We start from the raw sequence: 25,313 nt of genomic DNA, 5'->3' as shown, positions 1-25,313 counted from the left end.
CTCGCGTACGACGACGGCGCCCCCGGTCCGGAGCTCTCCGGCCGGGGGCGCCGCTGTCGTGTCCACGGCACGTCGGCGTGACCGGTGTCTCCCGCCCGGGGCAGCCGTACGGGCTGACCGGGCGGAATAATGGCGGACGACCGCCGCAGCCGCGAAGGAGCCCCCATGACCCCGCCCGTCGTCCACTCGCTGCGCGAGCAGATCCGCGAGCACATCGTGGAGGGCATCGTCAGCGGCCGCTGGAAGCCGGGCGAGCGGATCGTCGAGCGGCGCATCGCCACCGAGCTGGCGGTCAGCCAGACGCCGGTGCGCGAGGCCCTGCGCGAGCTGGAGAGCCTCCGCCTCATCGAGTCGGCCCCCAACAAGGGCGTCCGGGTCCGCAACCTCACCGCGGCGGACCTGGAGGAGAGCTACCCGGTGCGGGCCGGCCTGGAGCAGATCGCCGCCGAGCTGGCGGCCGGCCGGCTGGGCGAGGACTGCTCGGCCCTGGAGCCCCATGTGGCGGCCCTGTACGAGGCGGACGCCCGGGCGGACGGTACGGCGCAGGTGCGGCACACGGTGGGCTTCCACCGGGAGCTGGTGCGGGCCGCCCGCAACAGCGTGCTCCTGCACACCTGGGAGGGGCTCGGCATCGAGGTCTTCACGGCACTGTCGATCCGCTGGCTCGGCACCGTACAGAAGTCGTACGCCGAGGAGCACGAGGAGCTCGTCGAGGCGTTCCGCCGCCGCGACCCCAGGATCGGGGTGCTGGTGAAGGAGCACGTCCTGGGCTGCGCCCCTCGCGCCTGATACGCGCCCGTCGCGCGCCGGGCGCGTACGCCCCTCGCTCATCGGTCGCCACGCGCGCTCATTCGCCTCTCCCACCTGCGAAAACACGGCACCGGGTGCCCCTTTTCCTGGCACCGCATGCCGACTTTGCCCATACGGGACAGTTTTTTCGCCGAACGCTTTGATCGATCATCGATCACAGTCGTACAGTCGTCCGCGGACTTCAACAGAGGTCCCCTCGCCCTGTCCTGCCAAGACCAAGGGCTCCCACCCCTTCGACTCCGGAAGGCGGCGACTATGACCGACCCCACCCGCATCCAGCCGAGCGAGCTCGACCAGCTGCCGGACCGCGACCCCGAGGAGACCGCCGAGTGGCAGGCCTCCCTCGACGCCGTCGCCAAGGCGGCCGGGCCGCACCGCGCCGCGTACCTGATGCGACGCACCCTGGAGCGCGCCGAGGGCGCCGGTCTCGCGCTGCCCAAGCTGCTCGAAACCGACTACGTCAACACCATCCCCACCTCGGCCGAGGCCGCTTCCGGCTTCGACGGCGACGAGGAGCTGGAAGCGCGGATCACCGCCTGGAACCGCTGGAACGCGGCCGCCATGGTCTCCCGCGGCTCCAAGTACGGCGTCGGCGGCCACATCGCCACCTTCGCCTCCGCCGCCTGGCTCTACGAGACGGGCTTCAACCACTTCTTCCGCGGCAAGGAGCGGGACGGCTCCGGCGACCAGCTCTACATCCAGGGCCACGCCTCCCCCGGCATCTACGCCCGCGCGTTCCTCGACGGGCGGCTGAACGAGCAGCACCTGGACAACTTCCGCCAGGAGTCCGGCGGCAACGGCCTGCCGTCCTACCCGCACCCCCGCCGCCTGCCCTGGCTGTGGGAGTTCCCGACGGTGTCGATGGGCCTCGGCCCGCTGTCGGCGATCTACCAGGCGCGGTTCAACCGCTACCTGACCAACCGCAACATCAAGGACGTCTCGAACTCCCACGTGTGGGCGTTCCTCGGCGACGGCGAGATGGACGAGCCCGAGTCGACGGCGGCCCTCGCGCTCGCCGCCCGTGAGGAGCTCGACAACCTCACCTTCGTCATCAACTGCAACCTCCAGCGCCTCGACGGTCCGGTCCGCGCCAACTTCAAGATCGTGCAGGAGCTGGAGGCCCAGTTCCGCGGCGCCGGCTGGAACGTCGTGAAGTCGCTGTGGGGCAACGCCTGGGACGAGCTGTTCCAGCTCGACACCACGGGCGCGCTGGTACGCCGGCTGCGCGAGGTGCCGGACGCGCAGATCCAGACGTACCAGACCCGCGACGCGGCCTACATCCGCGAGGACTTCTTCGGCAAGGACCCCGCGCTCGCCGAGATGGCGAAGCTGCTGTCCGACGACAAGATCATCGAGTGTTTCCAGTACTCCCGCGGCGGCCACGAGCCGCGCAAGGTGTACGCGGCGTACAAGGCGGCCCTGGAGCACAAGGGCGCCCCGACGGTGATCCTCGCCCAGACGGTCAAGGGCTTCACCCTCGGCAAGGGCTTCGAGTCCAAGAACGCCAACCACCAGATGAAGAAGCTGTCGGTGGACGAGTTCAAGGGCATGAGGGACCTGCTCGGCCTGCCGATCCCGGACTCCGCCTTCACCGACGGCCAGGCGCCCTACGGTCACCCCGGCGCCGACTCCCCCGAGGTGCGCTACCTCCAGGAGCGCCGCGCCGCCCTCGGCGGCCCCGCCCCTGCGCGCCGCACGCACGCCGTCGCCCCGCTGCCCGCCCCGGCCGACAGGACGTTCACCGCGTTCGACAAGGGCTCCGGCCAGCAGTCGGTCGCGACGACCATGGCGTTCGTCCGGCTGATGAAGGACCTGATCCGCGACAAGCAGACCGGCGGGCGCTGGGTGCCGATCGTCCCGGACGAGGCCCGCACCTTCGGCATGGAGTCGCTGTTCCCGTCGCTCGGCATCTACTCGCCGAAGGGCCAGACGTACGAGCCGGTCGACCGCGACCAGCTGATGTACTACCGCGAGGCCAAGGACGGCCAGATCCTCAACGAGGGCATCACCGAGGCCGGCTCGATGGCCGACTTCATCGCCGCGTCGACCGCGTACTCCACGCACGGCGAGCCGATGATCCCGTTCTACATCTTCTACTCGATGTTCGGCTGGCAGCGGACGGCCGACCAGATGTGGCAGCTGGGCGACCAGCTCGGCCGGGGCTTCCTCGTCGGCGCCACGGCCGGCCGCACCACGCTGACCGGTGAGGGCCTCCAGCACGCGGACGGGCACTCCCCCGTCATCGCGGCGACCAACCCGGCGGCGCTGACGTACGACCCGGCGTTCGCGTACGAGGTCGCGGCGATCGTCAAGGACGGTCTGCGCCGGATGTACGGCGAGACGGCCCCCGGCGAGGACCCGAACGTCTTCTACTACCTGACCGTGTACAACGAGCCGATGCCCCAGCCGGCCAAGCCCGAGGGCGTGGACGAGGGCATCATCAAGGGCCTGTACCGGTTCAAGGAGGGCACGCCCGTCACGGCCGACGCCCCGCGCCTCCAGCTGCTGTCCTCCGGCACGGCGATCCACTGGGCGCTGAAGGCCCAGGAGCTGCTGGCCGCCGAGTGGGGCGTGACCGCCGACGTGTGGTCCGCCACCTCGTGGACCGAACTGCGGCGCGACGCCCTGGAGGCCGACGCGGCGCTGCTGCGCGGCGAGGAGCGGGTGCCCTACGTCCGCCAGGCGCTGGCCGACGCGCAGGGCCCGGTGCTGGCCGTCAGCGACTACATGCGCCAGGTCCCGGACCAGATCGCGCAGTGGGTCGAGCAGGACTACAGCTCGCTCGGCGCGGACGGCTTCGGCCTGTCGGACACCCGCGAGGCGGCCCGCCGCCACTTCGGTGTGGACGCCGAGTCGATCGTGGTCGCCGCGCTGGCGCAGTTGGCCGGGCGCGGTGAGGTCCCCGCCTCCGCGGTGAAGGACGCCCGCGAACGCTACGGCCTGTAGGCCTCCTGATCAGCGGTCCCCCCGCGGCCATGAAGGCGCGGGGGGACTGCTGCATCATGGCGTGCATGCGCGCTGCCAGGCTGATCAGAATGGTGCTCCTGCTCCAGTCCCGCCCCTCCATGACGGCCGCCGAGCTGGCCCGCGAGCTGGAGGTCTCCGAGCGCACCGTCACCCGCGACGCGCAGGCGCTCTCGGAGGCCGGGGTGCCCGTGTACGCGGACCGGGGCCGGGCGGGCGGCTACCGGCTGATCGGCGGCTACCGGACGCGGCTGACCGGCCTCGCGCGCAGCGAGGCGGAGGCGCTGTTCCTGTCCGGGGTGCCGGGCGCGCTGCGTGAGATGGGCCTGGAGGACGCGGCGTCGGCCGCCCGCCTGAAGGTGTCGGCCGCGCTGCTGCCGTCGCTGCGGGACGCGCCCTCCTCGGCGGCGCAGCGGTTCCACCTGGACGCCCCGGGCTGGTACCAGGAGCCGGAGACGCCCCGGCTGCTGCCGGTGGTCGCGGAGGCGGTCTGGGACGACCGGCCGGTGGTGGCCCGCTACCGGCGCCGGGACGCCGAGGTGGAGCGCGAGCTGGACCCGTACGGGCTCGTGCTGAAGGCGGGTGTCTGGTACTTGTGCGCCCGCGCGGGCGGTTCGTTCCGGGTGTACCGGGTGGACCGGTTCACCGCCGTCACGCTCGCCGACGGCCGTTTCGTGCGGGACGAGGACTTCGACCTGCCGGCGTTCTGGGAGGAGCGGGCGGCCGACTTCGCCCGCTCGATCCTGCGTACGGAGGTGGTCGTGCGGGTCACGGCGGCCGGGGCGCGGGACCTGCCGTACGTCACGGACCGGGCCGCCGCCCGCGAGGCGCTGGAGGCGGCCGGCCCGCCGGACGCGGAGGGCCGGGTGACGGTGACCCTGCCGGTGGAGTCGGAGGAGGTCGCCTACGGCCAGCTCCTGCGTCTGGGGCCGGAGGCGGAGGTGCTGGGGCCTCAGTCGCTGCGGGCGCTGTTCGCGGAGGCGGCGGACCGGATGGCACGGCGGTACCGGTGACCCTCCCGGTGGTCACCGGGAGCGGCCCCTCACCGGTAGTCGTCGGCGGTCGCGTGCTTCCCCCCGTGCACGACGTCGATGAAGTACGCCCAGCCGTCGGGCCGCGACCCGTCGGTGTCGGTGAAGCCGTACACCTTGGCGAGCTGCCCGCTGGACAGCGACCGGCCGTTCCACCGGTGCCGGTCCGGGTCGGCGGCGAGCGCGGCGACGGCCCGGCCGACGTACGCGGGCGACTCGGCGATCGCGAAGTGCGGCTCCTTCGTGACGGCGTCGCGCCAGTTCTCCTCCGTCACGCCGTAGAGGTCGAGCATCATCTCGGAGCGGAGGTAGCCGGGGCTGAGGGCGACCGCCGTGCCGCCCACCTCCTTGAGGTCCTCGCCCAGGCTGAAGGCCATGCGCAGCGGGGCGTTCTTGGCGAGGTCGAAGTAGAAGTTCTCGCGGAACCGCGTGTTGTACTCGGCCGTCCCGTCCGTCATCTCGACGACCAGTCCGCCCGGGTTGCGGATGAGCAGCGGCAGCGCGCAGCTGCTGGTGATGACGTGGCTGCGCACCCCGAGCTCCAGCATCCGCATGCCCTGGTCGAGGTCCGTCTCCCACATCTTCTTGCCCCACGGGATGAGGTGGTCGCCGCCCCACAGGCTGTTGACCAGCACGTCGAGCCGTCCCCGCTCCTCGTCGATCCGGGCGACCAGCGCGCGGACCCGGTCGGGTACGAGATGGTCGACCGGGACGGCGATGCCCTCGCCGCCCGCGGCGGTGACCAGCTCGGCGGTCTCCTCGATGGTCTCGGTCGGCCGGCCCACCTCACTGGCGCCGGTCCGGGTGGTGCGGCCGGTGACGTACACGGTGGCTCCGGCCGCGCCGAGCTGTACGGCGATGGCCCGGCCGGCGCCGCGGGTGGCGCCCGCGACGAGCGCGATCGTGCCGGTCAGGGGCGTGCTGTGCGTCGAGTCGTTCGTCATACGACCACAGTGCCCGGCAAAGACGACATCCTCTGTCCGGTTTCATTTCGGCCGCTCCACGTGCACGGTCACCCGCGAGCCAGGATGCTTGTCCCGTGATGGACGAGACGGAGTTCTGGGCGATCATCGACACGACCCGCGAGGCCGCCGAGGGCGACCCGGAGGACCACGCCGAGCTGCTGGTGGAACGGTTGCTGCAGCTCGACCCCGACTCCGTGCTGGACTTCGCCCGGCACTTCGAGGCCCGCTACAACCGCGCGTACACCTGGGACCTGTGGGGCGCGGCCGCCGTCCTGCTGGGCGGCGCGAGCGACGACGCGTTCGACTACTTCCGCTGCTGGCTGATCGGCCAGGGCCGGGAGGTGTTCGAGGGGGCGGTGCACGACCCTGACTCGCTCGCCGAGCTGCTGGACGACTTCGACGAGGAGATCGACGGGGACGGCGAGGAGCTGGGGTACGCGGCGGACGAGGCGTACGAGCAGCTCACGGGTGCCGTCGCACCGGACCTGGGCATCCCGCCGCAGGCCCCGGAGCCGGAGGGCACGCCGTTCGACTTCGACGACGACGCGGCGCTGGAGGAGCGCTTCCCCCGGCTCTGGGACCGTTTCGGGGTGTGATCAGGTGAGACGGCGGCCCATGAGGACGTCGTCGACGTACCGCCCGTCCAGGAAGAACTCCCCCGGCAGGACGCCTTCGACGACGAAGCCCTCCGAGGCGTAGAGCGAGCGCGCGGGCTCGTTGTGGCCGAGTACGCGCAGGGTGATGCGGGTGGCGCCCTGGCGGGTGGCCTCGTCGAACGCCGCGCGCAGCAGGGCCCGTGCGATGCCGCGCCCGCGCGCCCGGCCGGCGACGGCGAGGCCCTGGATCTGCCGCACGTGCCGGTTGCAGGCGAGCCGCGTGGGCGGCACGAGGCGGAGGTACCCGGCGGGGCGGCCGTCCTCGTCCTCGGCCACCAGGAAGTCCTCCGGGCGGTGCGTGGAGTCGAAGAACGGGTCGTACGGCGGTTGCGGCCGCGGCTGCACGGCGTGCAGCGGTGACCAGGTGTCGCGGTCGAGCTGACCGAGGGCGGCGTCGTCCTCGGGCCGCGCCAAACGTATGTGCGGGGTGATCATGCCCGACACTGTGCCACGGTGGAGGATGGGGCCATGACACGTTCTGGTATCGCCCGCATCGCGGTCACCGGCTCCACCGGCCTGATCGGTTCGGCCCTGGTCCGCTCGCTGCGCGCGGACGGCCACGAGGTGGTCCGGCTGGTGCGGCGGCCCGCGCGGGGCGGCGACGAGGTCCGGTGGGACCCCAAGCGGCAGTACGTGGACGCGGCCGGGCTCGCCGGCTGCGACGCGGTCGTCCACCTCGCGGGCGCGGGCGTCGGCGAGCGGCGCTGGAACGAGGCCTACAAGCGGGAGATCCGGGACAGCCGGGTGCTCGGGACGGCGGCGATCGCTGAGGCCGTCGCCTCCCTGGACACCCCGCCGAAGGTGCTGCTGTGCGGGACGGCGCTCGGCTACTACGGCGACACCGGGGCGCGGGCGGTCGACGAGACGGCACCCGCGGGGGACGGTTTCCTGCCGTCCGTGTGCGTCGAGTGGGAGGGCGCCGCGGCGGCCGCGGAGGAGGCGGGCATCCGGGTCGCGTACGCCCGTACGGGCCTGGTGGTGGCCCGCGAGGGCGGCGCGTGGGGACGGCTGTTCCCGCTCTTCCGCGCGGGGCTCGGCGGCCGGCTCGGCGACGGTGAGCAGTACTGGAGCTTCATCTCCCTGCACGACGAGGTGGCCGCGCTGCGGCACATCCTCGACACCGGGTCCCTGGCCGGCCCGGTGAACCTCACCGCCCCGGACCCGGTCACCAACCGGGAGGTCACCGCCGCGATGAGCCGCGTGCTGCGCCGTCCCGCGTTCCTGCGCGTGCCCGCCCCGGCGCTGCGGATCGCGCTGGGGGACTTCGCGTCCGACGTCCTCGGCAGCCAGCGCGTGCTCCCGTCCCGCCTCCTGGACTCCGGCTTCCGCTTCGCGTTCCCCACCATCGACACCGCCATCGCTTCGGCGGCCCAGCCCCCGGGCGGTCGGCCCGTCACGGGTGGCCGGTAGGCGGTACGGCACCGTTGGGTGCCGCTCCGTGGCGGGACCGGGGTGCTGCCGCCGGCGGGAGGGGTGACGGGGTCGGAGGCGGGGGGGTGCCCGGGGGCGGGTGACCGGGGGCACAGCCACCGGGAACGGTTCCGGCCGCGTGCTACCCCCGGTGCTTCGGTGACCCCCCACGCGCGCGTGTGACCGGGCCCACTCCTCGCACGTACGCTCGGAGACCGAACGCGGGTATTCCTCCGCCCTGTTAAGGGCATGAGCCCCCCACGCACCGAACCGCCACCCCGGGGAGGGACACGTGCTCGAGCACGCACGCCACGCGGACGTCGTCATCGTAGGAGCCGGAATCGCGGGACTCTCCGCGGCTCATCGGCTGACCAGCGCGGGAGTGACCGTAAGCGTTCTGGAGGCCGCTGCCCACATCGGCGGCCGTATGACCACCGAGCAGATCGACGGGTTCCGGCTCGACCGGACCGGCCAGTTGCTCAGCACCTCGTACCCCGGCCTCGGCGGCACCGACCTGCGGCTCTTCCAGCCGGGTGTCCTGGTGCACAGCGACGGCCGGCTGCACCGCACCGGCGAGGTGGGCAGGAGCGCGGCCCGCTGGGCCAGGGCGCGGGCCCTGGCGAGCACGCCCCGCCCGCTGGACCAGGCACGGCTGAGCGCCGCGCTGGGGCGGCTCGCCGCGACCGGCGACGCCCGGCTGCTGGCCCGCCCCGAGCGCCCGGCGGCGGACGCGCTGGCGGGGCGCGGCCTGCCGGCGCGTACCGTCAGCGGGTTCGTCCGCCCGCTGCTGGCGGCGCTGCTCTCCGACCCGGACCTGACGACGTCCAGCCACTGCGCCGACCTGGCCCTGCGGGACTTCGCCCGGGGCCGGCTGTGCGTCCCGGCGGGCGGTGCCTCCGCGCTCCCGGAGCGGCTCGCGGCGACGCTGCCGGCCGGCACCGTGAAGACCGGGGTCCACGTCAAGGACGCGTCGATCAACAAGGTCGTCACCGCCGAGCACGGCGAGCTGAGCTGCCGTTCCCTGATCGTGGCGACCGGCGCCCGGGCGGCCGCCGAGCTGCTGCCGGGGCTGCGCGTGCCGGGCTTCCACCCCGTGACGGTCCTGCACCACACCGCGCCCGTCACCCCGCTGCCGGACGCGGCACTGGTCCTGGACGCCGACCGGACGGGTCCGGTGTCGCACTCGGCCGTGATGAGCGAGGTCGACCCGTCGCGCGCGCCGCACGGCCGGGTGCTGATCAGCTCGACGGTCCTGGGCGCTCCGCCCGACCGGCTGGACGAGCGGGTGCGCGGGCAGCTGGCGGCGCTGTACGGCACGGGCACCGGTGACTGGCAGCTGCTGGCCGTCCACCACGATCCGGAGGCCGTGCCGGCGATGCCGCCGCCGCACGATCCGCAGCGGCCGGTGCGGCTGCTGGGCGGGCTGTACGTGTGCGGCGACCACCGCGACACCAGCACCGTGCAGGGCGCGTACCGGTCGGGCCGCCGCGCGGCGGACGCGGTCCTGCGCGACCTCGGTGTCCCGTCCGCGTACACGGCGCCCCCTCTGCGGGCGGCCGCCTAGATCGTGTCCGGAAAGTCTCGCCCGGCCCGCGACGCCCCGCCCTTCGGACGGACGCCGGCGGTTTCCTGACGCTCCCTAGCCCGGCTGGCCGATGACCCCCACCCGGTCCCGATAGTTCCGGACCGCGGTCGCGTCCCGGTAGGGCTCCAGTCGACGCTCGAAGTCGCGCACGTACTCCACCGCGCGGGCCGAGCGCATCTCGGAGGCCTGGTGGGCGGCCTCCGCGCCGAGCGCGCACGCCTGGTCCAGTTCGCCCAGGCCCAGGCGGGCGGTGGCGAGGACGATCCGGCAGAAGAGCCTGCTGCGCGCGAAGGCGGGCGCGCGCAGCTGGAGGGACCGCTCCGCGTGCTGCGCGGCGGCCCGGTACTGCTGGAGGTCGCGGTGGCAGTGGCCGAAGTCGTCGGCGAGCTGCGCCTCGTCGAAGTACCGCGCCCAGTACGGCACGTCGTCGCCGGGCCGGGCGGCGTCCAGCGCCCGTTCGGCCCGGATGAGGGAGGAGGTGCACGCCCGCACCTCGCCGAGGACGGCGTGGCCGCGCGCCTCGACGGAGTGCAGCATCGCCTGGACGACGGGCGGCGCGGAGGAGCCGACGCCCTGCTGGGCGACGCGCGCGAGTTGCACGGCCTCGCGGCCGTGGCCGAGGTAGACGGCCTGGCGGCTCATGGTGATCAGCACGTACGAGCCGTAGGCGCGGTCGCCCGCGACCTGCGAGAGCCGCAGGGCCTGGACGAAGTACCGCTGGGCGAGGCCGTGCGCGGCGATGTCGTACGAGGTCCAGCCGGCCAGCCGGGTCAGGTCGGCGGCCGCGCCGAAGAGCCGGCGTCCGACCGTCTCGCCGTACACGCCGCGCAGCATCGGCTCGGCCTCGTGCTCCAGGTACCGGACGAGGGCCTGGCGGGCGTGCCCGCCGCCGTACGCGTGGTCGAGGGTGCGGAACAGCTCGCCGACCGACCGGAGGGCGGCGACGTCCCCGCCGGTGACGCGCTGCCCGGGCCCGCGGTCGGTGGAGCGCTGGCGCGGTACGGAGACGTGGGCGGGGCCGGCGAGGGACACGGCCGGGGCGCGGCCCTGGGCGGGGACACGGGGCTCGGCCGGGTGCGGGGGCTCGCCGCGTCCCACGCGTTCGTCGGCGCGGCCGATCAGCCAGTCGCGGCTGGGGACGACGAGTCCGGCCGGGGTGAAGGCGATCTTGCGGAGTTCGGCGTGGCTGCCGGAGTCCTTGCGCCACAGGCCGCTGACGATGTCGACGGCCTCCTCGGGGGTGGCCGCGAATTCGAGTCCGGCGTACACCGGTGCGCAGGCGTCCAGGCCGAGGTCCTGGGCGGACAGCCGTCGGCCGAGGCGGCGGGTGAAGACCTCGGCGATCAGCGCCGGGGTGGTGCCGCGCGGTTGCTGGCCGCGCAGCCAGCGGGTCACCGACGTCTTGTCGTACCGGAGGTCGAGGCCGTGTTCGAGGCCGAGCTGGTCCACGCGTCTGGCCAGGCCGGCGTGGGAGAACCCGGCTTCGGCGATGAGGGCGGCGAGCTGGCGGTTGGGGGTGCGCTGCGGGGGGCGATCCGTCATCGGCTGTGCGGTCTCCTGCCTTGCCTTATGGGCCGGGGTGCAGACCCCCTTGGAACGGCGCGAATTTAACTGCCATCGACGTCCATACCGCCACCTTCGCCCCAGATTCATCCGATCGTGTGAGGATTGAGGGCGCTGCTGACGGGCGGCCCCGGCGCTGCGCCCGGGGCGCACCTGCCCGTCCGCGGCGACCGGTGCCGCCGTACAGTGGCGTGGGGCGCGATGAATGCACTCTGCAAGGTTCTAGGGAGGCGTTGCCGTGAGTGAGCTGCGATTCGTCCATGCGGGCTTCGGCGCGGAGGCGGTCGAGTACCAGCGGGCGTGGGACATGCAGCGCGAGGTCCACGCCGCCCGGTTCGCGGACGAGGTCCCCGACACCTGCCTGCTGCTGGAGCACCCGCCGGTGTACACCGCCGGGCGGCGTACGGAGGACAGCGAGCGCCCCCTGGACGGCACGCCGGTCATCGACGTCGACCGCGGCGGCAAGATCACGTGGCACGGCCCCGGCCAGCTCGTCGGCTACCCGATCATGAAGCTTCCGCGGCCGGTGGACGTGGTCGCGCACGTGCGGCGCCTCGAGGAGGCTCTGATCCGCACGGCGGCGGACTTCGGCCTGGAGACCTCGCGCGTCGAGGGCCGCAGCGGTGTGTGGGTGCTGGGCGACCCGGTGGAACAGCGCCCGTCCGTGGGCGGCCTCTCGCTGGACTTCGACCCGCGCCTGCACGACGAGGAGTTCGACCCGCGGCTCAACGGCCCCGAGTACGCCCCGTCCAACGCCGGCCAGCGCCGCGAGGACCGGAAGCTGGCGGCCATCGGGATCCGGGTGGCCAAGGGCGTCACGATGCACGGCTTCGCGCTCAACGTGAACCCGGACAACACCTGGTTCGACCGGATCGTCCCGTGCGGCATCCGGGACGCGGGCGTGGCCTCGCTCTCGGAGGAGCTGGGCCGGGAGGTGACGATCGCCGAGGTGCTGCCGGTGGTGGAGCGGCACCTGCGCGACGTGCTGGAGAACGCGGCGCTCAGGCCCCGCGAGACCGGCCGCGACGCGGAGCCCGTGGCGACCGCCTAGGGGATGTCTGCGCGCCGGGAATGCACCCTCTGGGCCAGAGGTTGGCCAGGCGTAACGACGCCGCCGAGAAGGCCACACTTTTATCGGGCGTACCCTGGTGTTCGCCGAGGAATCGAAGCCGTAGGAGCCAGCCGTGTCCGCAGTCGCACCCGACGGACGCAAGATGCTGCGCCTGGAGGTCCGGAACAGCCAGACCCCCATCGAGCGCAAGCCCGAGTGGATCAAGACCCGGGCGAAGATGGGGCCCGAGTACAACCAGCTCCAGAAGCTCGTGAAGAGCGAGGGCCTGCACACGGTCTGCCAGGAGGCGGGCTGTCCCAACATCTTCGAGTGCTGGGAGGACCGCGAGGCGACCTTCCTCATCGGCGGTGACCAGTGCACCCGCCGCTGCGACTTCTGCCAGATCGACACCGGCAAGCCGCAGGCGCTGGACCGGGACGAGCCGCGCCGCGTGGGCGAGTCGGTCGTCGCGATGGATCTGAACTACGCCACGATCACCGGCGTCGCGCGCGACGACCTGGAGGACGGCGGCGCCTGGCTGTACGCGGAGACCGTTCGGCAGATCCACGCCCTGACGGCCGGCCGCGAGGGCGGCCACACCAAGGTCGAGCTCCTGATCCCCGACTTCAACGCCGTGCCCGAGCAGCTCGCCGAGGTCTTCTCCTCGCGCCCCGAGGTGCTGGCGCACAACGTCGAGACGGTGCCGCGAATCTTCAAGCGGATCCGCCCCGGCTTCCGCTACGAGCGTTCGCTGGAGGTCATCACCAAGGCCCGGGAGGCCGGCCTGGTGACCAAGTCCAACCTGATCCTCGGCATGGGCGAGACCCGCGAGGAGGTCAGCGAGGCGCTCCAGCACCTGCACGACGCGGGCTGCGAACTCATCACCATCACCCAGTACCTGCGCCCCTCGGTCCGCCACCACCCGGTGGAGCGGTGGGTCAAGCCGCAGGAGTTCGTGGAGCTGAAGGAGGAGGCCGACGAGATCGGCTTCTCCGGTGTGATGTCGGGCCCGCTGGTCCGCTCCTCCTACCGGGCCGGCCGCCTCTTCCAGCAGGCGATGGAGCGGCGGAGCCAGGCCGCCGTGTGAATCGGCGCACAAGCCGTACGGGAATGTCTCCGCGGCCCGCGCACGCCTCCCAGGTGAGGGGCGTGCGCGGGCCGCGCCGGTGTCCGGGGGCCGCCCCGGGGCTTCACCGGCGTTTGACCGGTCGGTCACGCCCTGGTAACACCGATCTGTGACGATGCTTGTACGCACCGCGCACGCGCCGCCGCGCGCGGTGCGCGGCGTACGACCCCCACTCCCGCAGAACCCGCTCCCAGGGAGGACCCCCGACATGCAGGCCCCGACCCAGCAGGTACGCACGGCACCCACGGCGGCCCAGGCGGGCCGTACGCGCCCCGCGCCCGACGACGTGCACGAGCTCCGGGCCAACGCCCTCCCGGGCGTCACCGACGCGCTGCGCGCCGTGGAGTCGCTGCTCCTCGGCGGCGGTCAGCGGACCGCCCGCCGCAACGCCTGGACCTCCGTCCTGGAGGACCGGCGCCGGGCCAGGGACCGGGTGGAGGCCCAGCACGTACTGGAGGCGGTGGCCGGTCGCGCTTCCCGGGCCACGTAAACTTCACAGCATGGCGAGGAAGGCAACATCAGACAGCGGTGACGCCGCTGCGAACCCGGGGCGACTGAAGCAGATCGCCTTGACGTACAAGATGACCCGAAAGGCCGATCCGAAGGTCGGTCTTGTCGTCGCGGGCGTGGGAATCGTCGTCTTCGGCGTCCTCCTCGCGATCGGCTTCCTGATCGGGCATCCCGTTTACCTGGGCATCCTGGGCTTCCTGCTGGCCTTCCTCGCGATGGCGATCGTCTTCGGGCGCCGCGCCGAGCGGGCGGCCTTCGGGCAGATGGAGGGCCAGCCCGGCGCGGCGGCCGCCGTCCTGCAGAACGTGGGCCGCGGCTGGACGACCACCCCGGCGGTGGCGATGAACCGCAACCAGGACGTGGTGCACCGCGCGGTCGGCAAGGCCGGCATCGTGCTGGTCGCCGAGGGCAACCCGAACCGGCTCAAGACGCTGCTGGCGGCCGAGAAGAAGAAGATGGCCCGCATCGTCGTGGACGTACCGGTGCACGACATCATCGTCGGCAACGGCGAGGGCCAGGTGCCGCTGAAGAAGGTCCGTACGACCATGCTGAAGCTGCCGCGGGTGCTCTCGGGCGCGCAGGTGACCGCCGCCAACGACCGGCTGCGGGCGATGGGCGACCTGATGAGCAACATGCCGCTGCCGAAGGGCCCGATGCCCAAGGGCATGCGGATGCCGCGCGGCGGCAAGATGCGCTAGGCGTACGCGGCACGCGCCACCGCCGCGCGTGTACGCAGAAGGGGCGCCCCACCGTGACGGTGGGGCGCCCCTTCTCGTCGTCCTCGCGCGCCCGTCTTCCGCGTCGTCCGCGCGCCCGTCAGATCCGCACCTGCACGGCGCGGGAGAGCCGGTCGTGCAGCCCGCGGCCGTCGCGGTCCCAGATGAGCGCCGGGACGGCCAGGCACAGCAGCGCGCTGCGGACGGCCACCCACCCGAAACCCAGCCGCTCCCCGTCGACGGAGATGACGCGCAGCCCGAGCAGCCGCTTACCGGGAGTGCTGCCGACCGTGCCGACGGTGAGCACGTTGAGTACGAACAGCACGGCCACGGCCCAGTTGCCCGCCGCCGCCTGGTCACCGGGCGCGATCAGGCCGTATGCGATCACCATGCACAGCGTCCAGTCCAGGAACAGGGCGCCGAAGCGGCGTCCCAGCGGGGCCATGGAGCCGGGCCCCTCCTGCGGCAGCCCGAGCCGTTCGCCCCGGTGGCCGAAGTCGGCACCCATGTCCTCGGCGGCCGCGCGCGGCCCGGAGAGCCACGATCCGATTGCTTGCCTGTTGTCCACCCGACCACGGTACTGTGCCCGCTTTCGATCACTTCGACCCGGGTCCGGCCGGGCACCCGGGCAGGCGCTCCGGTTAACTTGGTCGAAACAAATGGGTCACGCTTGAGAAATCCTCCGTCCCTAGGGTCGGAACCAGCGTGTGCCACCGCACTGGCCGCACGACCGAGCTGCAACCCCGCCCTCCCCCGGGTGGGAGTAGGAGGAGTTGGATGTTCCAGAACGCCGACGACGTCAAGAAGTACATCGCGGACAACGACGTCAAGATGATCGACGTCCGCTTCTGCGACCTTCCCGGCGTGATGCAGCACTTCACGATTCCGGCCACGGCGTTCGACCCGACGGAGGAGCTGGCGTTCGACGGCTCGTCGATCCGCGGCTTCCAGGCGATCCACGAGTCCGACATGGCGCTGCGCGCGGACCTGTCGACGGCGCGCCTGGACCCGTTCCGCCGTGACAAGACGCTGAACATCAACTTCTTCATCCACGACCCGATCACGGGCGAGCAGTACAGCCGCGACCCGCGCAACATCGCCAAGAAGGCCGAGGCCTACCTCGCCTCCACCGGCATCGCGGACACCGCCTACTTCGGCCCCGAGGCGGAGTTCTACGTCTTCGACTCGGTCCGCTTCAACACCGCGGCCAACGAGGGCTTCTACCACATCGACTCCGAGGCCGGCGCCTGGAACACCGGTGCGGTCGAGGACAACCGCGGCTACAAGGTCCGCTACAAGGGCGGCTACTTCCCGGCCCCGCCGGTCGACCACTTCGCCGACCTGCGTTCGGAGATCTCCCTGGAGCTGGAGCGGGTCGGCCTCCAGGTCGAGCGCCAGCACCACGAGGTCGGCACCGCCGGCCAGGCCGAGATCAACTACAAGTTCAACACGCTGCTCGCCGCGGCCGACGACCTGATGCTCTTCAAGTACATCGTGAAGAACGTCGCCTGGCGCAACGGCAAGACCGCGACCTTCATGCCCAAGCCGATCTTCGGTGACAACGGCTCCGGCATGCACGTCCACCAGTCCCTGTGGCAGGGCGGCTCCCCGCTCTTCTACGACGAGCAGGGTTACGCGGGCCTCTCGGACACCGCCCGCTACTACATCGGCGGCATCCTCAAGCACGCCCCGTCGCTGCTGGCCTTCACCAACCCGACGGTGAACTCCTACCACCGCCTGGTCCCCGGCTTCGAGGCCCCGGTCAACCTGGTCTACTCGCAGCGCAACCGCTCCGCCGCGATGCGCATCCCGATCACGGGCTCGAACCCGAAGGCCAAGCGCGTCGAGTTCCGCGCCCCGGACCCGTCCTCGAACCCGTACCTCGCCTTCTCGGCGCTGCTCCTCGCCGGCCTCGACGGCGTCAAGAACAAGATCGAGCCGGCCGAGCCGATCGACAAGGACCTCTACGAGCTCGCCCCCGAGGAGCACGCGGGCGTCCCGCAGGTCCCGACCTCCCTCCCGGCCGTCCTGGAGGCGCTGGAGGAGGACAACGAGTACCTCCAGGCGGGTGGCGTCTTCACGTCCGACCTGATCGAGACGTGGATCGACTACAAGCGCACCAACGAGATCGCCCCGATCCAGCTGCGTCCGCACCCGCACGAGTTCGAGCTGTACTTCGACATCTAGGACCGCCGCGGGCCGGAGCGGGTGTCCGCTCCCCCGGGCCGTGCGTGGGCCGTCGGCCGTGTCCTTCCCTCACCGGAAGGCACGGCCGGCGGCCTTTTCTCGTATCGGGCCGGGCCGGGCGGGTCAGGCGGAGAGTTCGCGTTCCAGGGGGGTGCGGAAGCGGGGGGTGACGCGGGTGGGGGCCAGCCAGGAGTGGAGGCGGGCCGCTTCGGCCTCGATCGCGGCGCGGGCCTCGCGGCCGGGGTCGGGGTCCAGGAGGCGCCAGACCGGTTCGCCGCCGGGGCGCACGGCCCAGCCGCCGATGACGCGGCCGTTCCACCAGACGGTGGGACCGATGTTGCCGCTGCGGTCGAAGAGGGCGGCGCGGTGGGCGGTAGGGAGGAACCAGTCGCGGGCCTGCCAACCCATCGGCGTGGGATCGAGGGCGGGGAGGAAGGCCGCCCAGGGGGCCGGGGATTCGACCGGACCGGTGTCACCGGGCAGGACGTGTCCGGTGGTGCCGTCGTCGAGGTCCACGGGGACGGCGCCGACCGCCGCGAGTGCCTCGCGTACGTCGGTGACCTTCCAGCCCGTCCACCACTTCAGGTCCGCCTCGGTCGCCGGGCCGTGGGAGGCGAGCCAGGCGCGGGTGAGCGTCGCCCGGGCCTCGGCGGGCGGGAGGCCGGGAAGCGCGGGGGCGAGCGCCCAACGGAACTGGCCGGAGGTCCAGGAGCCGAGCGGGCGGCCCCGGACGACACGGGCCTCGGTGCCGAGCAGGCGCAGCAGCCGGCTGGAGACGGTCTGGCGCTGCTCGTAGCTCGTCCCGGGGGCGTAGACGAACTGCTCGCGCAGCCGCGGTTCGTCCTCGGCCAGTTCGGCGGCGGTGGCCTCGCCGCGCCGGGCCAGGGCTTCGAGGACCGACCGCTCGACGTCCGCGAGCCACTCCGCGTCGAGGGTGCTGCCCGCTGCCAACTGCTTGAGCAGCGTGGCGCGTTCCCGGGCGGCGACGGCGTGGGTGGTGGACGCCTGGACGACGGGCGCGAGGGCGGCGGGCACGACGAAGACCGTGTGGCGCATGCCGTGCATGCGGACCAGGGTGCGGTCCTCGTACAGCGCCCGTTCCATGGCGGCCACCGGACCCGCCGGGTCGGCCAGCCGGGCGCCCGCGGCGAGGTGGACCGTGGCGGGGTCGGTGCCGTGGAGGGCGGTGAGGGACAGCGCCACCTGCTCGACCGTGGCCGCGCGGGCGGCGGGGGCGAGGTGGTGGCGGACGGCGACGAGGCTCCGGCGCTCTTCGTCGGTGATGCGGGGGCGTGGGATCGGCATGGTCGAGAACGTATCCACGGACGCGGTGGAGTGCGACGGAGAACGGGTCGGCGTCGTGGTGCGGGATCACGATGGCAGGGCGGGTGCGACCGCGGTGGTGCTGCACGGGGCGGGCGGGCGAGGCAGCGGCGGACGGCCGACGCCCGCCCGTGCCGAGCCGCCGGCCCGGCGGCTTGGGCCCGTGCCCGCCGCCCGGCGAGGGGCGGCGGGCACGGGTGGTGCTCAGCGGCTGCTGGGGATCAGCGCCCGGACCATCCGGCAGGTGATGTCGGACGGCGGGTGGATGCCGATGCGCTCCGCCGTGCTCCGTATCGTCTCGTTGTCGGCCTTCGACGGGTGGTAGACGCCCGAGTCGAGCAGGGCGATCGCGAGCCGCATGGCCTTCAGGCGGCGGTTGTGGGACACGTACCACTCGCGGGGCCGGCCCGCCGGAAGCGGCTTCTTCCTCAGGGGCTTGAAGGGTTCGAGGGGCAGTGTCGTGAGTGCGGCTACGGCCATCGGCGACCTCCTGGTGCGCGGTGTGTGGACCCTCCCCCGGGCCCTCACGAACTACGTCGATTTTACCGCCGCCCACTGACAATCGGCCCTGGCCAGCACGGCTTTGAGCCGCCATGAGCGGTACGGTGACGGGCATGGAGATCTGGATCAACCCCGCGTGTTCCAAGTGCCGTGGCGCCCTGCACCTGCTGGACGAGGAGGGCGCCGACTACACGGTCCGCCGCTACCTGGAGGACGTCCCGTCCGCCGACGAGATCCGGGACGTGCTCGCCCGCCTCGGTCTGGAGCCGTGGGACATCACCCGTACCCAGGAACCCGACGCCAGGGAGCTGGGGCTGAAGGACTGGCCGCGCGAGGCCGGTTCGCGCGAGCGCTGGATCACGGCGCTGACGGAACACCCGAAGCTGATCCAGCGGCCGATCATCACGGCGGACGACGGTACGGCGGTCGTGGCGCGGACGGACGAGGCGGTACGGGACGCGCTCGGCCGGTCGTGACGGGGGAACGCGCGGATCGCGTTGATCCGGGCGGGAGTTGAGCGGATCCGCCGCGTCGGCCGTACGTAGGGGCACACCGAACGATCCGGCCGTCCGCCCCCGAGCGGCCGGGGACAGGAGCCCCTACGTGTCACGCAAGAGGACGCTCAGCGGGAAGAAGAAGCTCGCCCTGCTCGTCGGCGCGGCGGCGATCGCCGGCGGCACGGCGATCGTGATGACCGGGACCAGCCAGGCGTCGGTCGCCTGCGACGGTCTGGCCACGGCGCTGAGCAACAACGAGAAGTTCATCGCCGGACAGCGGGCCGCCCCGGACGCGCAGTCGGAGGCCCGGATCGCCAACCGCCGGGCGGTCATCGAGCAGATCGAGCGCCAGCAGGAGGCCGCCGGGTGCGAGGTGGGCCAGGGCGGCGCGCAGGGCGACGCGGGCGGCGGCGCGGGCCAGGGCAACGGACAGGGCCAAGGTGCCGGACAAGGTCAGGGCGCCGGACAGGGGAAGGGTCGGGGCAACGGACAGGGCCAGGGGCAGCAGGGGGGCGGTAAGGTCGGCGAGGTGGTCTGCCCCGGGTCGACCGTCACCCTCTCCGGTGAAGGCGGGGCTCCCGCCGCCTCCAGCAACCAGTTCCCGCCCGGTACGAAGCTGAAGGTGACCAACCTCGACAACGACAAGTCCACGACCGTCGAGGTCACCTCCACCTCAGGCAGCTGCGCCCTGCTCAACAACGCGGCGTTCGAGCAGGTCCGCGAGCCCGGCAAGTTCCTGATCCGCAAGGCGCGCATCGAGCGCGTCGGCTGACGGGGCACCGCCCCGCACCCCCGGGACAGGAGGCGCGGCCCAGTCGGCGAGCCGCGCCTCCGCTCACGCCCCGGCCCGGGCCTCCGCCTCCGCCTCCGCCTCCGCCAGGATCTCCGTCACGCGCAGCCCGAACCGTACGTCGCAGGGGTGCGCCTCGCCGCTCCGCACCGCCGCCAGCAGGGCGTCCACCGCCGCCCCGAACGACCCGACCGCGTCCGCCCACGACGGCATCACCGCCCGCCCGTGGTCGCCGTACAGCGTGATGCCCGCGTATGAGGCCCCCACCGGGGCGCTCAGGCTCAGGGTCACCGTGCTGTCCGCGCCCGACGCGTGCCGCAGCACCAGGTGCCGGGCGTCTCCCATGCCCGCGACGGCCGACGTGATCCCCACCACGTCCCCGAGCACCGGCAGCAGCACCGACAGCACGTGCGGGCCCACGTCCCACAGCCCGCCCTTCTCCTTGCGCCAGGGCGACGCGGCGTACGCGCTCGTCGACCCGGGTGAGAACAGGGCGCCCAGCCAGTGCGCCTGCCCCAGGTACCAGCCGCCGCGAGCCGCCTGCTCCTCGACCCACGGGGCGGTCCCGGAGGCGAACCGGAGCGTGCAGAAGACGACGGACGCCACCCCGGCCCGGCCGGCCGCCTCCGCCACCTCGCGCGCGCCGGCCACGCTCGTGGCGACCGGCTTGTCGAGCAGCAGGTGGCAGCCGGCCGCCGCGGCCCGCGCGGCGAGCGGGGCCTGCACGTCCGGCGGCAGGGCGAACGCGACGGCGTCGCTGGCCGCCAGCAGCGCGTCCACGTCGTCGTATGCCGTCGTCCCGTGGGCGGCGGCCAGGGCGGCGGCCGCTTCCGGGCGCCTGCCCCACACCCCGCTGAAGGTGATCCCCGGATGCGCGGCGAGCGCGGGGGCGTGGGTGCGGCCCGCCCAGGGGCCGGTGCCGAGGAGTCCGATGCGCGGCTTGCTGTTCATGTCCGCCAGTGTGCCCGCTGTACGACCATCACACCGGGCGGGCGCACAGAGGCCGCGCGAAACACGGGAAACCTGAGTAACACGGGGTTCACATACGGGCAACGGTCGGGAAATCCCGTATTGCGAAGCTGCGCGGCATACCGCTGCACCCGCAAAGGATGAGGCCCCCGTGACCACCATCAAGGCTGAGTACATCTGGATCGACGGCACCGAGCCGACCGCCAAGCTGCGCTCGAAGACGAAGATACTGATCGGCTCCGCCCCCACCGGCGTCGCCGACCTGCCCATCTGGGGCTTCGACGGGTCCAGCACCAACCAGGCCGAGGGCCACGCCTCCGACCGCGTGCTGAAGCCGGTCTTCTCCTGCCCCGACCCGATCCGCGGCGGTGACGACATCCTCGTCCTGTGCGAGGTCCTCAACACGGACATGACGCCGCACGCGTCGAACACGCGCGCCGCGCTGGCCGAGGTGGCGGAACGGTTCGCCGGGCAGGAGCCGATCTTCGGCATCGAGCAGGAGTACACCTTCTTCAAGGGTTCCCGCCCGCTCGGCTTCCCCGAGGGCGGCTTCCCCGCCGCGCAGGGCGGCTACTACTGCGGCGTCGGTTCCGACGAGATCTTCGGCCGTGACGTCGTCGAGGCGCACCTGGAGAACTGCCTGAAGGCGGGCCTGGGCATCTCCGGCATCAACGCCGAGGTCATGCCCGGCCAGTGGGAGTTCCAGGTCGGCCCGCTGGCGCCACTGGAGGTCTCGGACCAGCTGTGGATCGCCCGCTGGCTGCTCTACCGCACCGCCGAGGACTACGACATCTCCGCCACCCTCGACCCCAAGCCGGTCAAGGGCGACTGGAACGGCGCCGGCGCGCACACCAACTTCTCCACCAAGGCGATGCGCGAGGGCTACGACGCGATCATCACCGCGTGCGAGGCGCTGGGTGAGGGCTCCAAGCCGATGGACCACGTCAAGAACTACGGCGCCGGCATCGACGACCGCCTGACCGGTCTGCACGAGACCGCCCCGTGGAACGAGTACAGCTACGGCGTCTCCGACCGCGGTGCCTCGGTCCGCATCCCGTGGCAGGTGGAGAAGGACGGCAAGGGCTACATCGAGGACCGCCGTCCCAACGCGAACGTCGACCCGTACACGGTGACCCGCCTGCTGGTGGACACCTGCTGCTCCGCGCTGGAGAAGGCCGGCCAGGTCTGATCCGCCGCGTCGCCGCGGCCGGAGGGCGCTCACCGTTTCGCGGTGGGCGCCCTCCGCCCGTCTCTCCGTCCCTTCGTCTCTCCTTCGCTGTCAGTGGTGTCTGCCACAGTGGGCCCATGCTCGCGATCAGGGTGGAGACGGAGAAGCACGGCGAGGAGTGCGCCCACGTCCCGGCGGAGCGGCTCGAGGACCTCGTGCGGCGCATCGGCGCGGACGGCGACCGCTTCGTGGTGGCTCAGCGGATACCGGACGAACCGGACGTCTTCATCCAGGTGTGGCACGAGGACGGTGCCGGTTACCAGCTCGAACACCGCGACGGGTCGCCCGAGCGGCACTTCATGGCGGAGCAGGCGGACGCCGGGCGGGTGGCGGCGTGCATGGTGCGCTGGGCCCGGCGGGAGAACGGCTGGGACGCCGGGCTGGCCTGGCGAGGCGTCGGCCTGCCACTGCCCGAGCCGGTGCCGGTGCTCGGTGCGGAGATACGCGAGCGGGTCGAGGAGCACGTGCGCCGGCTGCTCGTGTGCGGGTACGCGAACCGGGCACGGCTCGCCGAGGCCGCGGAGGAGTGGCTGGTGAGCGGGGACGACCGGCCGGTGTCACCCGCCCAGGCGCGCGTGCTGGTGGACCGGTTGTGGCGGGAGCGGCTGGCGGAACAGGCCCGCTGGGAGGGGACCACGGACCCGGAGCGCCTTTCCCTGGCCTTCGCCGCGCTCGACGCGCGGGGAGTTGTCGCGCGGGAGAACTTCACCTGCTGCCGCACGTGCGGGTTGTCGGAGATGGGCGCGGAAGGGGACGGGAGTTCGCGCGGCTTCGTCTTCTTCCACACGCAGTGCACCGAGGGCGCCGCGGCCGGGCACGGGCTGCACCTGCTGTACGGGGGGGTCGACGGCTCCGCGGCGACGACGGCCGCCGTCGGCCGGGAGGTCGTCGCGGCGCTGGGCGAGCAGGGGTTGACGGTGGACTGGGACGGATCGCCGGAGCGGGCGATCGTGGTGACCGGGCTGGACTGGCGCAAGCGGCTGCCGTGAGACCGGACCGTTCCGGTTGCCGGGAAGGCGGGTGCCGTGCGCCGGCATCTGCTTCAATAAGGGCATGGCCAGCCTTCAGAACACCGCGACGGGTCGCTGCGACCTCCAGCCGTTCTGGCCGTCCCGTCAGCACCACGACTTCGACCGGGTGTGTTGCCGCGCGACGAACGCGTCGGCCCTCTAACGCCTTTCGGCACCCCGCCTCGACAGCCGGACAGGCCTTCGGCCGGCGCGCGTGTGACGTACTTCTCCGTCCCTTCGCGCGAAAGCTGACCTCATCATGGCGAACACCCGTACCCTCTCCGCCGTTGTCCCCGTCTCCACCGTGCCCGCTCCGGCGCCTGCGGCCGGCCGCCACCGGCTGCGCGCCGTCGACGAGAGCGACGCGCCCGTCCTCCTGCCCGGCGGTGTCGACGTCGCCGACTTCCTTCCGCCGGGTGCCACCTGGGTGCCCGCGCCGCCGCAGAGCGTGCCGTCGCTGCCGGGGCAGCCGCCCATGGTCGGCTACCTGGTGCTGGTCCCCGCCGAGCAGCACGCGGCCGGGGCGGGTGCCACGGCGGGCGGGGGTCCCGTGACGATCGACGGCGCCCGGCGCACCGCCCAGGTGGACGGGCGGCCGCTGGACCTGACGTACCTGGAGTTCGAGCTGCTGGCGCACCTGGTGGCGAACCCCCACCGGGTGCACACCCGCGACCAGTTGGTGACGACCGTGTGGGGGTACGGCCACGTGGGCGACGGGCGGACCGTCGACGTCCACGTCGCCCGGCTGCGGCGCAAGCTGGGCGCCGAGCACCGCCACACGATCCAGACCGTGCGGCGGGTCGGCTACAAGTACGCGCCGTGAACCGCTAGCCGGACGGGCGCGTCCGGGCCCGGGCCACCCGGCCCAGGGTCAGGTCCACCGCGAGGAACACCAGTAGGCCGATGCCGAACAACGGCACGAACCAGCCCACCAGCGCCGTCGCGGCGGCCAGGGGAAGGAGCAGCGTCACGGGCACCTTGCGCCAGGCGCCGCGCGGCACGGGCCGGCCGGCGCTCAGCCTCCGTTCCTTCGTCGGCCGGCGCAGCCACCACATCCGGTAGCCCCAGACGATGAGGAGGAGGAGCACGACCATGAGGGCCGCAAGGACAAGCTGGTTGGCGAGCCCGAACAGGACGCCCATGTGGGCGTCGATGCCGAAGCGGGTCAGTTTGGCGAGCACGGGGTGGTCGGCGAAGCGCAGTTCGTCGACCACCGTGCCGTCGGCCGGGTCGAGCGCCACCGCGTCCAGGTGCACGGGGTACTGGGTGTCGGTCTCCTTGACCACGTACCCCTGGCCCTCGGTCGGCAGGGTCACGGCGATCCGGCCGGACACCCCGGCGTCGCGGGCGGCCTCGACCGCCCGGTCGATGCCGATGTCCGGACCCTTCGGGGCGGGGGCGGTGTGGTGGCCGGCGCCGTGGCCCTCGTGTCCGGCGCCCGTGCCGGCGGCGGCGCGGTCGAGGGCGGCGGAGACGGTGGGGGTGGCGCCGCCGAGCCGGGTCTGGATCGCGTCGATGTTCTCGCCCGCGTACCGGGACCAGGTCAGTCCGGTGGCGGAGAGGACGACGAGACCGGTCACCGCCCACAGGCCGACCGACCCGTGCCAGGACAGGGTGCGGCGGCGGGACCTGGGGCCGCGCTCGGGGAGGAACAGGGCGCGCTTGGCGGCGCGCCTGCGGCCCACCCACAGGGCGAGGCCGCCGAGGGCGACGATCCACATCCAGCTCGCGGCCATCTCGCTGTAGTGGCGGCCGGGTTCCCCGAGCCGGAGGTTCGCGTGGAACTCGGAGAGCCAGGTGCGCAGCGGGAGGGCGCCGGAGCTGCCGTAGCTGGGCAGGTCACCGCGCACTTCGGCGGTGTACGGGTCGACGAAGACCGCGAGGGACTTGCCCTCCTCGACCGCCGGGCTCGTCATCAGGACGCGGGTGGTGGCGCCGTCCTCCGGTGAGGGCCAGACGGCGGTCACGGTGCCGTCCGGGTGGGCCGCGCGGGCGGCGTCGACCTGGGCGGAGAGCGGGAGGACCCGGTCGCCGGCCGGGACCTGGAGCTCATGGCGGTAGACGATCTCCTCCGCCTGGAAGGACAGGGCGTACAGCAGGCCGGTGGTGGCGGCGACCAGCAGGAGCGGGGCTATCAGGAGGCCCGCGTAGAAGTGGAGGCGGAGGAACAGGGGGCGCAGGGCGCTCCAGGTGGATCCGGCGCCGGTGGGGGTGGGAGTGGCCTCGGCGGAGGTGGCGGTTTCGACGGGGGTGGTGTCAGCGAGGGTGGTTCGGGCGGCGCTGTCCGCCGGTACGGCCGTCGCGCGGTCGTCAAGGGCCATGACTGTCCTAGTACTGCAATCACAGTTAGGGAGTGTGTCCGCGTTGTTTGTAGTGACTGTTGCGGGCGCGTGTCTGGCTGAGTCTTCGCCAGAGTGACCA

At 72.9% G+C, this 25,313-nt stretch carries 24 protein-coding genes; 16 read left to right on the top strand and 8 right to left on the bottom strand.

Annotated features, from left to right (window positions below):
* Positions 1-165: 165 nt before the first annotated feature.
* The 3 genes from AC07DW_RS21605 to AC07DW_RS21595 all read left to right on the top strand — a co-directional run bounded on the left by AC07DW_RS21605 (position 166) and on the right by AC07DW_RS21595 (position 4,787).
* Complete coding sequence (locus AC07DW_RS21605; RefSeq protein ID WP_478859297.1) at positions 166-789, top strand: GntR family transcriptional regulator; 624 nt, start codon at positions 166-168, stop codon at positions 787-789.
* Between the two features lie 276 nt (positions 790-1,065).
* Positions 1,066-3,756, top strand: coding sequence for a pyruvate dehydrogenase (acetyl-transferring), homodimeric type (gene aceE, locus AC07DW_RS21600; protein WP_478859296.1), 2,691 nt, complete (start codon positions 1,066-1,068; stop codon positions 3,754-3,756).
* A gap of 65 nt (positions 3,757-3,821) precedes the next feature.
* Complete coding sequence (locus AC07DW_RS21595; RefSeq protein WP_478859295.1) at positions 3,822-4,787, top strand: helix-turn-helix transcriptional regulator; 966 nt, start codon at positions 3,822-3,824, stop codon at positions 4,785-4,787.
* Positions 4,788-4,816: 29 nt separating this feature from the next.
* Here the strand turns inward: AC07DW_RS21595 and AC07DW_RS21590 are convergent, their stop codons facing one another.
* Positions 4,817-5,749, bottom strand: coding sequence for an SDR family oxidoreductase (locus AC07DW_RS21590; RefSeq protein ID WP_478859294.1), 933 nt, complete (start codon positions 5,747-5,749; stop codon positions 4,817-4,819).
* A 98-nt stretch (positions 5,750-5,847) separates the two neighbouring features.
* Here AC07DW_RS21590 and AC07DW_RS21585 point away from each other — a divergent pair, with 98 nt between their 5' ends.
* Complete coding sequence (locus AC07DW_RS21585; RefSeq protein ID WP_189548451.1) at positions 5,848-6,366, top strand: DUF4240 domain-containing protein; 519 nt, start codon at positions 5,848-5,850, stop codon at positions 6,364-6,366.
* On the opposite strand, the gene AC07DW_RS21580 is transcribed toward AC07DW_RS21585, so the two are convergent.
* Positions 6,367-6,861, bottom strand: coding sequence for an N-acetyltransferase family protein (locus tag AC07DW_RS21580; protein WP_478859293.1), 495 nt, complete (start codon positions 6,859-6,861; stop codon positions 6,367-6,369).
* Positions 6,862-6,894: 33 nt separating this feature from the next.
* Here AC07DW_RS21580 and AC07DW_RS21575 point away from each other — a divergent pair, with 33 nt between their 5' ends.
* Together AC07DW_RS21575 and AC07DW_RS21570 are read left to right on the top strand one after the other, a co-directional pair.
* A complete protein-coding gene (locus tag AC07DW_RS21575; RefSeq protein ID WP_478859292.1) occupies positions 6,895-7,836 on the top strand; it encodes a TIGR01777 family oxidoreductase in 942 nt (313 codons plus the stop codon).
* Positions 7,837-8,128: 292 nt separating this feature from the next.
* Positions 8,129-9,400: an NAD(P)/FAD-dependent oxidoreductase gene (locus AC07DW_RS21570; protein WP_478859291.1), complete on the top strand. Its 1,272-nt coding sequence runs from the start codon at positions 8,129-8,131 to the stop codon at positions 9,398-9,400.
* Positions 9,401-9,475: 75 nt separating this feature from the next.
* Here the strand turns inward: AC07DW_RS21570 and AC07DW_RS21565 are convergent, their stop codons facing one another.
* Positions 9,476-10,963: a regulator gene (locus tag AC07DW_RS21565; protein WP_478859290.1), complete on the bottom strand. Its 1,488-nt coding sequence runs from the start codon at positions 10,961-10,963 to the stop codon at positions 9,476-9,478.
* 259 nt (positions 10,964-11,222) lie between these two features.
* Between AC07DW_RS21565 and lipB the strand changes: the two genes are divergently transcribed.
* The 4 genes from lipB (at position 11,223) to AC07DW_RS21545 (ending at position 14,369) form a co-directional block, all read left to right on the top strand.
* On the top strand, positions 11,223-12,035 hold the full coding sequence (lipB, locus tag AC07DW_RS21560) for a lipoyl(octanoyl) transferase LipB (protein ID WP_478859289.1): 813 nt from the start codon (positions 11,223-11,225) through the stop codon (positions 12,033-12,035).
* Positions 12,036-12,168: 133 nt separating this feature from the next.
* Complete coding sequence (gene lipA, locus AC07DW_RS21555) at positions 12,169-13,122, top strand: lipoyl synthase (RefSeq protein WP_478859288.1); 954 nt, start codon at positions 12,169-12,171, stop codon at positions 13,120-13,122.
* 247 nt (positions 13,123-13,369) lie between these two features.
* On the top strand, positions 13,370-13,651 hold the full coding sequence (locus AC07DW_RS21550) for an SCO2195 family GlnR-regulated protein (RefSeq protein WP_478859287.1): 282 nt from the start codon (positions 13,370-13,372) through the stop codon (positions 13,649-13,651).
* A gap of 10 nt (positions 13,652-13,661) precedes the next feature.
* Complete coding sequence (locus AC07DW_RS21545; protein ID WP_478859286.1) at positions 13,662-14,369, top strand: DUF4191 domain-containing protein; 708 nt, start codon at positions 13,662-13,664, stop codon at positions 14,367-14,369.
* Positions 14,370-14,487: 118 nt separating this feature from the next.
* Here the strand turns inward: AC07DW_RS21545 and AC07DW_RS21540 are convergent, their stop codons facing one another.
* Positions 14,488-14,955, bottom strand: a complete 468-nt coding sequence (locus tag AC07DW_RS21540) for an RDD family protein (protein WP_478859285.1) — start codon at positions 14,953-14,955, stop codon at positions 14,488-14,490.
* 209 nt (positions 14,956-15,164) lie between these two features.
* Here AC07DW_RS21540 and glnA point away from each other — a divergent pair, with 209 nt between their 5' ends.
* Complete coding sequence (gene glnA / locus AC07DW_RS21535; protein ID WP_478859284.1) at positions 15,165-16,574, top strand: type I glutamate--ammonia ligase; 1,410 nt, start codon at positions 15,165-15,167, stop codon at positions 16,572-16,574.
* Between the two features lie 123 nt (positions 16,575-16,697).
* Here the strand turns inward: glnA and AC07DW_RS21530 are convergent, their stop codons facing one another.
* Positions 16,698-17,879, bottom strand: a complete 1,182-nt coding sequence (locus tag AC07DW_RS21530; protein WP_478859283.1) for a winged helix DNA-binding domain-containing protein — start codon at positions 17,877-17,879, stop codon at positions 16,698-16,700.
* Between the two features lie 222 nt (positions 17,880-18,101).
* On the bottom strand, positions 18,102-18,377 hold the full coding sequence (locus AC07DW_RS21525; protein ID WP_478859282.1) for a hypothetical protein: 276 nt from the start codon (positions 18,375-18,377) through the stop codon (positions 18,102-18,104).
* A 134-nt stretch (positions 18,378-18,511) separates the two neighbouring features.
* Between AC07DW_RS21525 and AC07DW_RS21520 the strand changes: the two genes are divergently transcribed.
* Both AC07DW_RS21520 and AC07DW_RS21515 read left to right on the top strand, forming a co-directional pair.
* Positions 18,512-18,874, top strand: a complete 363-nt coding sequence (locus tag AC07DW_RS21520; RefSeq protein ID WP_478859281.1) for an arsenate reductase family protein — start codon at positions 18,512-18,514, stop codon at positions 18,872-18,874.
* Positions 18,875-19,001: 127 nt separating this feature from the next.
* Positions 19,002-19,667 carry an RlpA-like double-psi beta-barrel domain-containing protein gene (locus tag AC07DW_RS21515; RefSeq protein ID WP_478859280.1) on the top strand — a complete coding sequence of 222 codons (666 nt, stop codon included), beginning with the start codon at positions 19,002-19,004 and terminating at the stop codon, positions 19,665-19,667.
* A 63-nt stretch (positions 19,668-19,730) separates the two neighbouring features.
* Here the strand turns inward: AC07DW_RS21515 and AC07DW_RS21510 are convergent, their stop codons facing one another.
* Positions 19,731-20,636 carry a Gfo/Idh/MocA family protein gene (locus tag AC07DW_RS21510; protein ID WP_478859279.1) on the bottom strand — a complete coding sequence of 302 codons (906 nt, stop codon included), beginning with the start codon at positions 20,634-20,636 and terminating at the stop codon, positions 19,731-19,733.
* A gap of 169 nt (positions 20,637-20,805) precedes the next feature.
* On the opposite strand from AC07DW_RS21510, the gene glnII reads away from it, so the two are divergent.
* From glnII to AC07DW_RS21495, 3 genes are all read left to right on the top strand, one after another.
* Positions 20,806-21,843, top strand: coding sequence for a glutamine synthetase (gene glnII, locus AC07DW_RS21505; RefSeq protein ID WP_478859278.1), 1,038 nt, complete (start codon positions 20,806-20,808; stop codon positions 21,841-21,843).
* Positions 21,844-21,959: 116 nt separating this feature from the next.
* Entirely contained in the window at positions 21,960-22,871 is a 912-nt protein-coding gene (locus AC07DW_RS21500) for a DUF6891 domain-containing protein (protein ID WP_478859277.1), read from the top strand.
* Positions 22,872-23,151: 280 nt separating this feature from the next.
* Positions 23,152-23,715: a winged helix-turn-helix domain-containing protein gene (locus AC07DW_RS21495; protein ID WP_478859276.1), complete on the top strand. Its 564-nt coding sequence runs from the start codon at positions 23,152-23,154 to the stop codon at positions 23,713-23,715.
* Between the two features lie 4 nt (positions 23,716-23,719).
* Here AC07DW_RS21495 and AC07DW_RS21490 read toward each other — a convergent pair whose 3' ends face one another.
* Positions 23,720-25,213 (bottom strand): PepSY-associated TM helix domain-containing protein, encoded by a 1,494-nt coding sequence (locus AC07DW_RS21490; protein ID WP_478859275.1) that lies wholly within the window; start codon positions 25,211-25,213, stop codon positions 23,720-23,722.
* Positions 25,214-25,313 lie beyond the last annotated feature (100 nt).

This window comes from Streptomyces sp. NPDC045701 (assembly GCF_056432045.1).
This window is presented reverse-complemented; position numbering and strand designations above follow the sequence as displayed.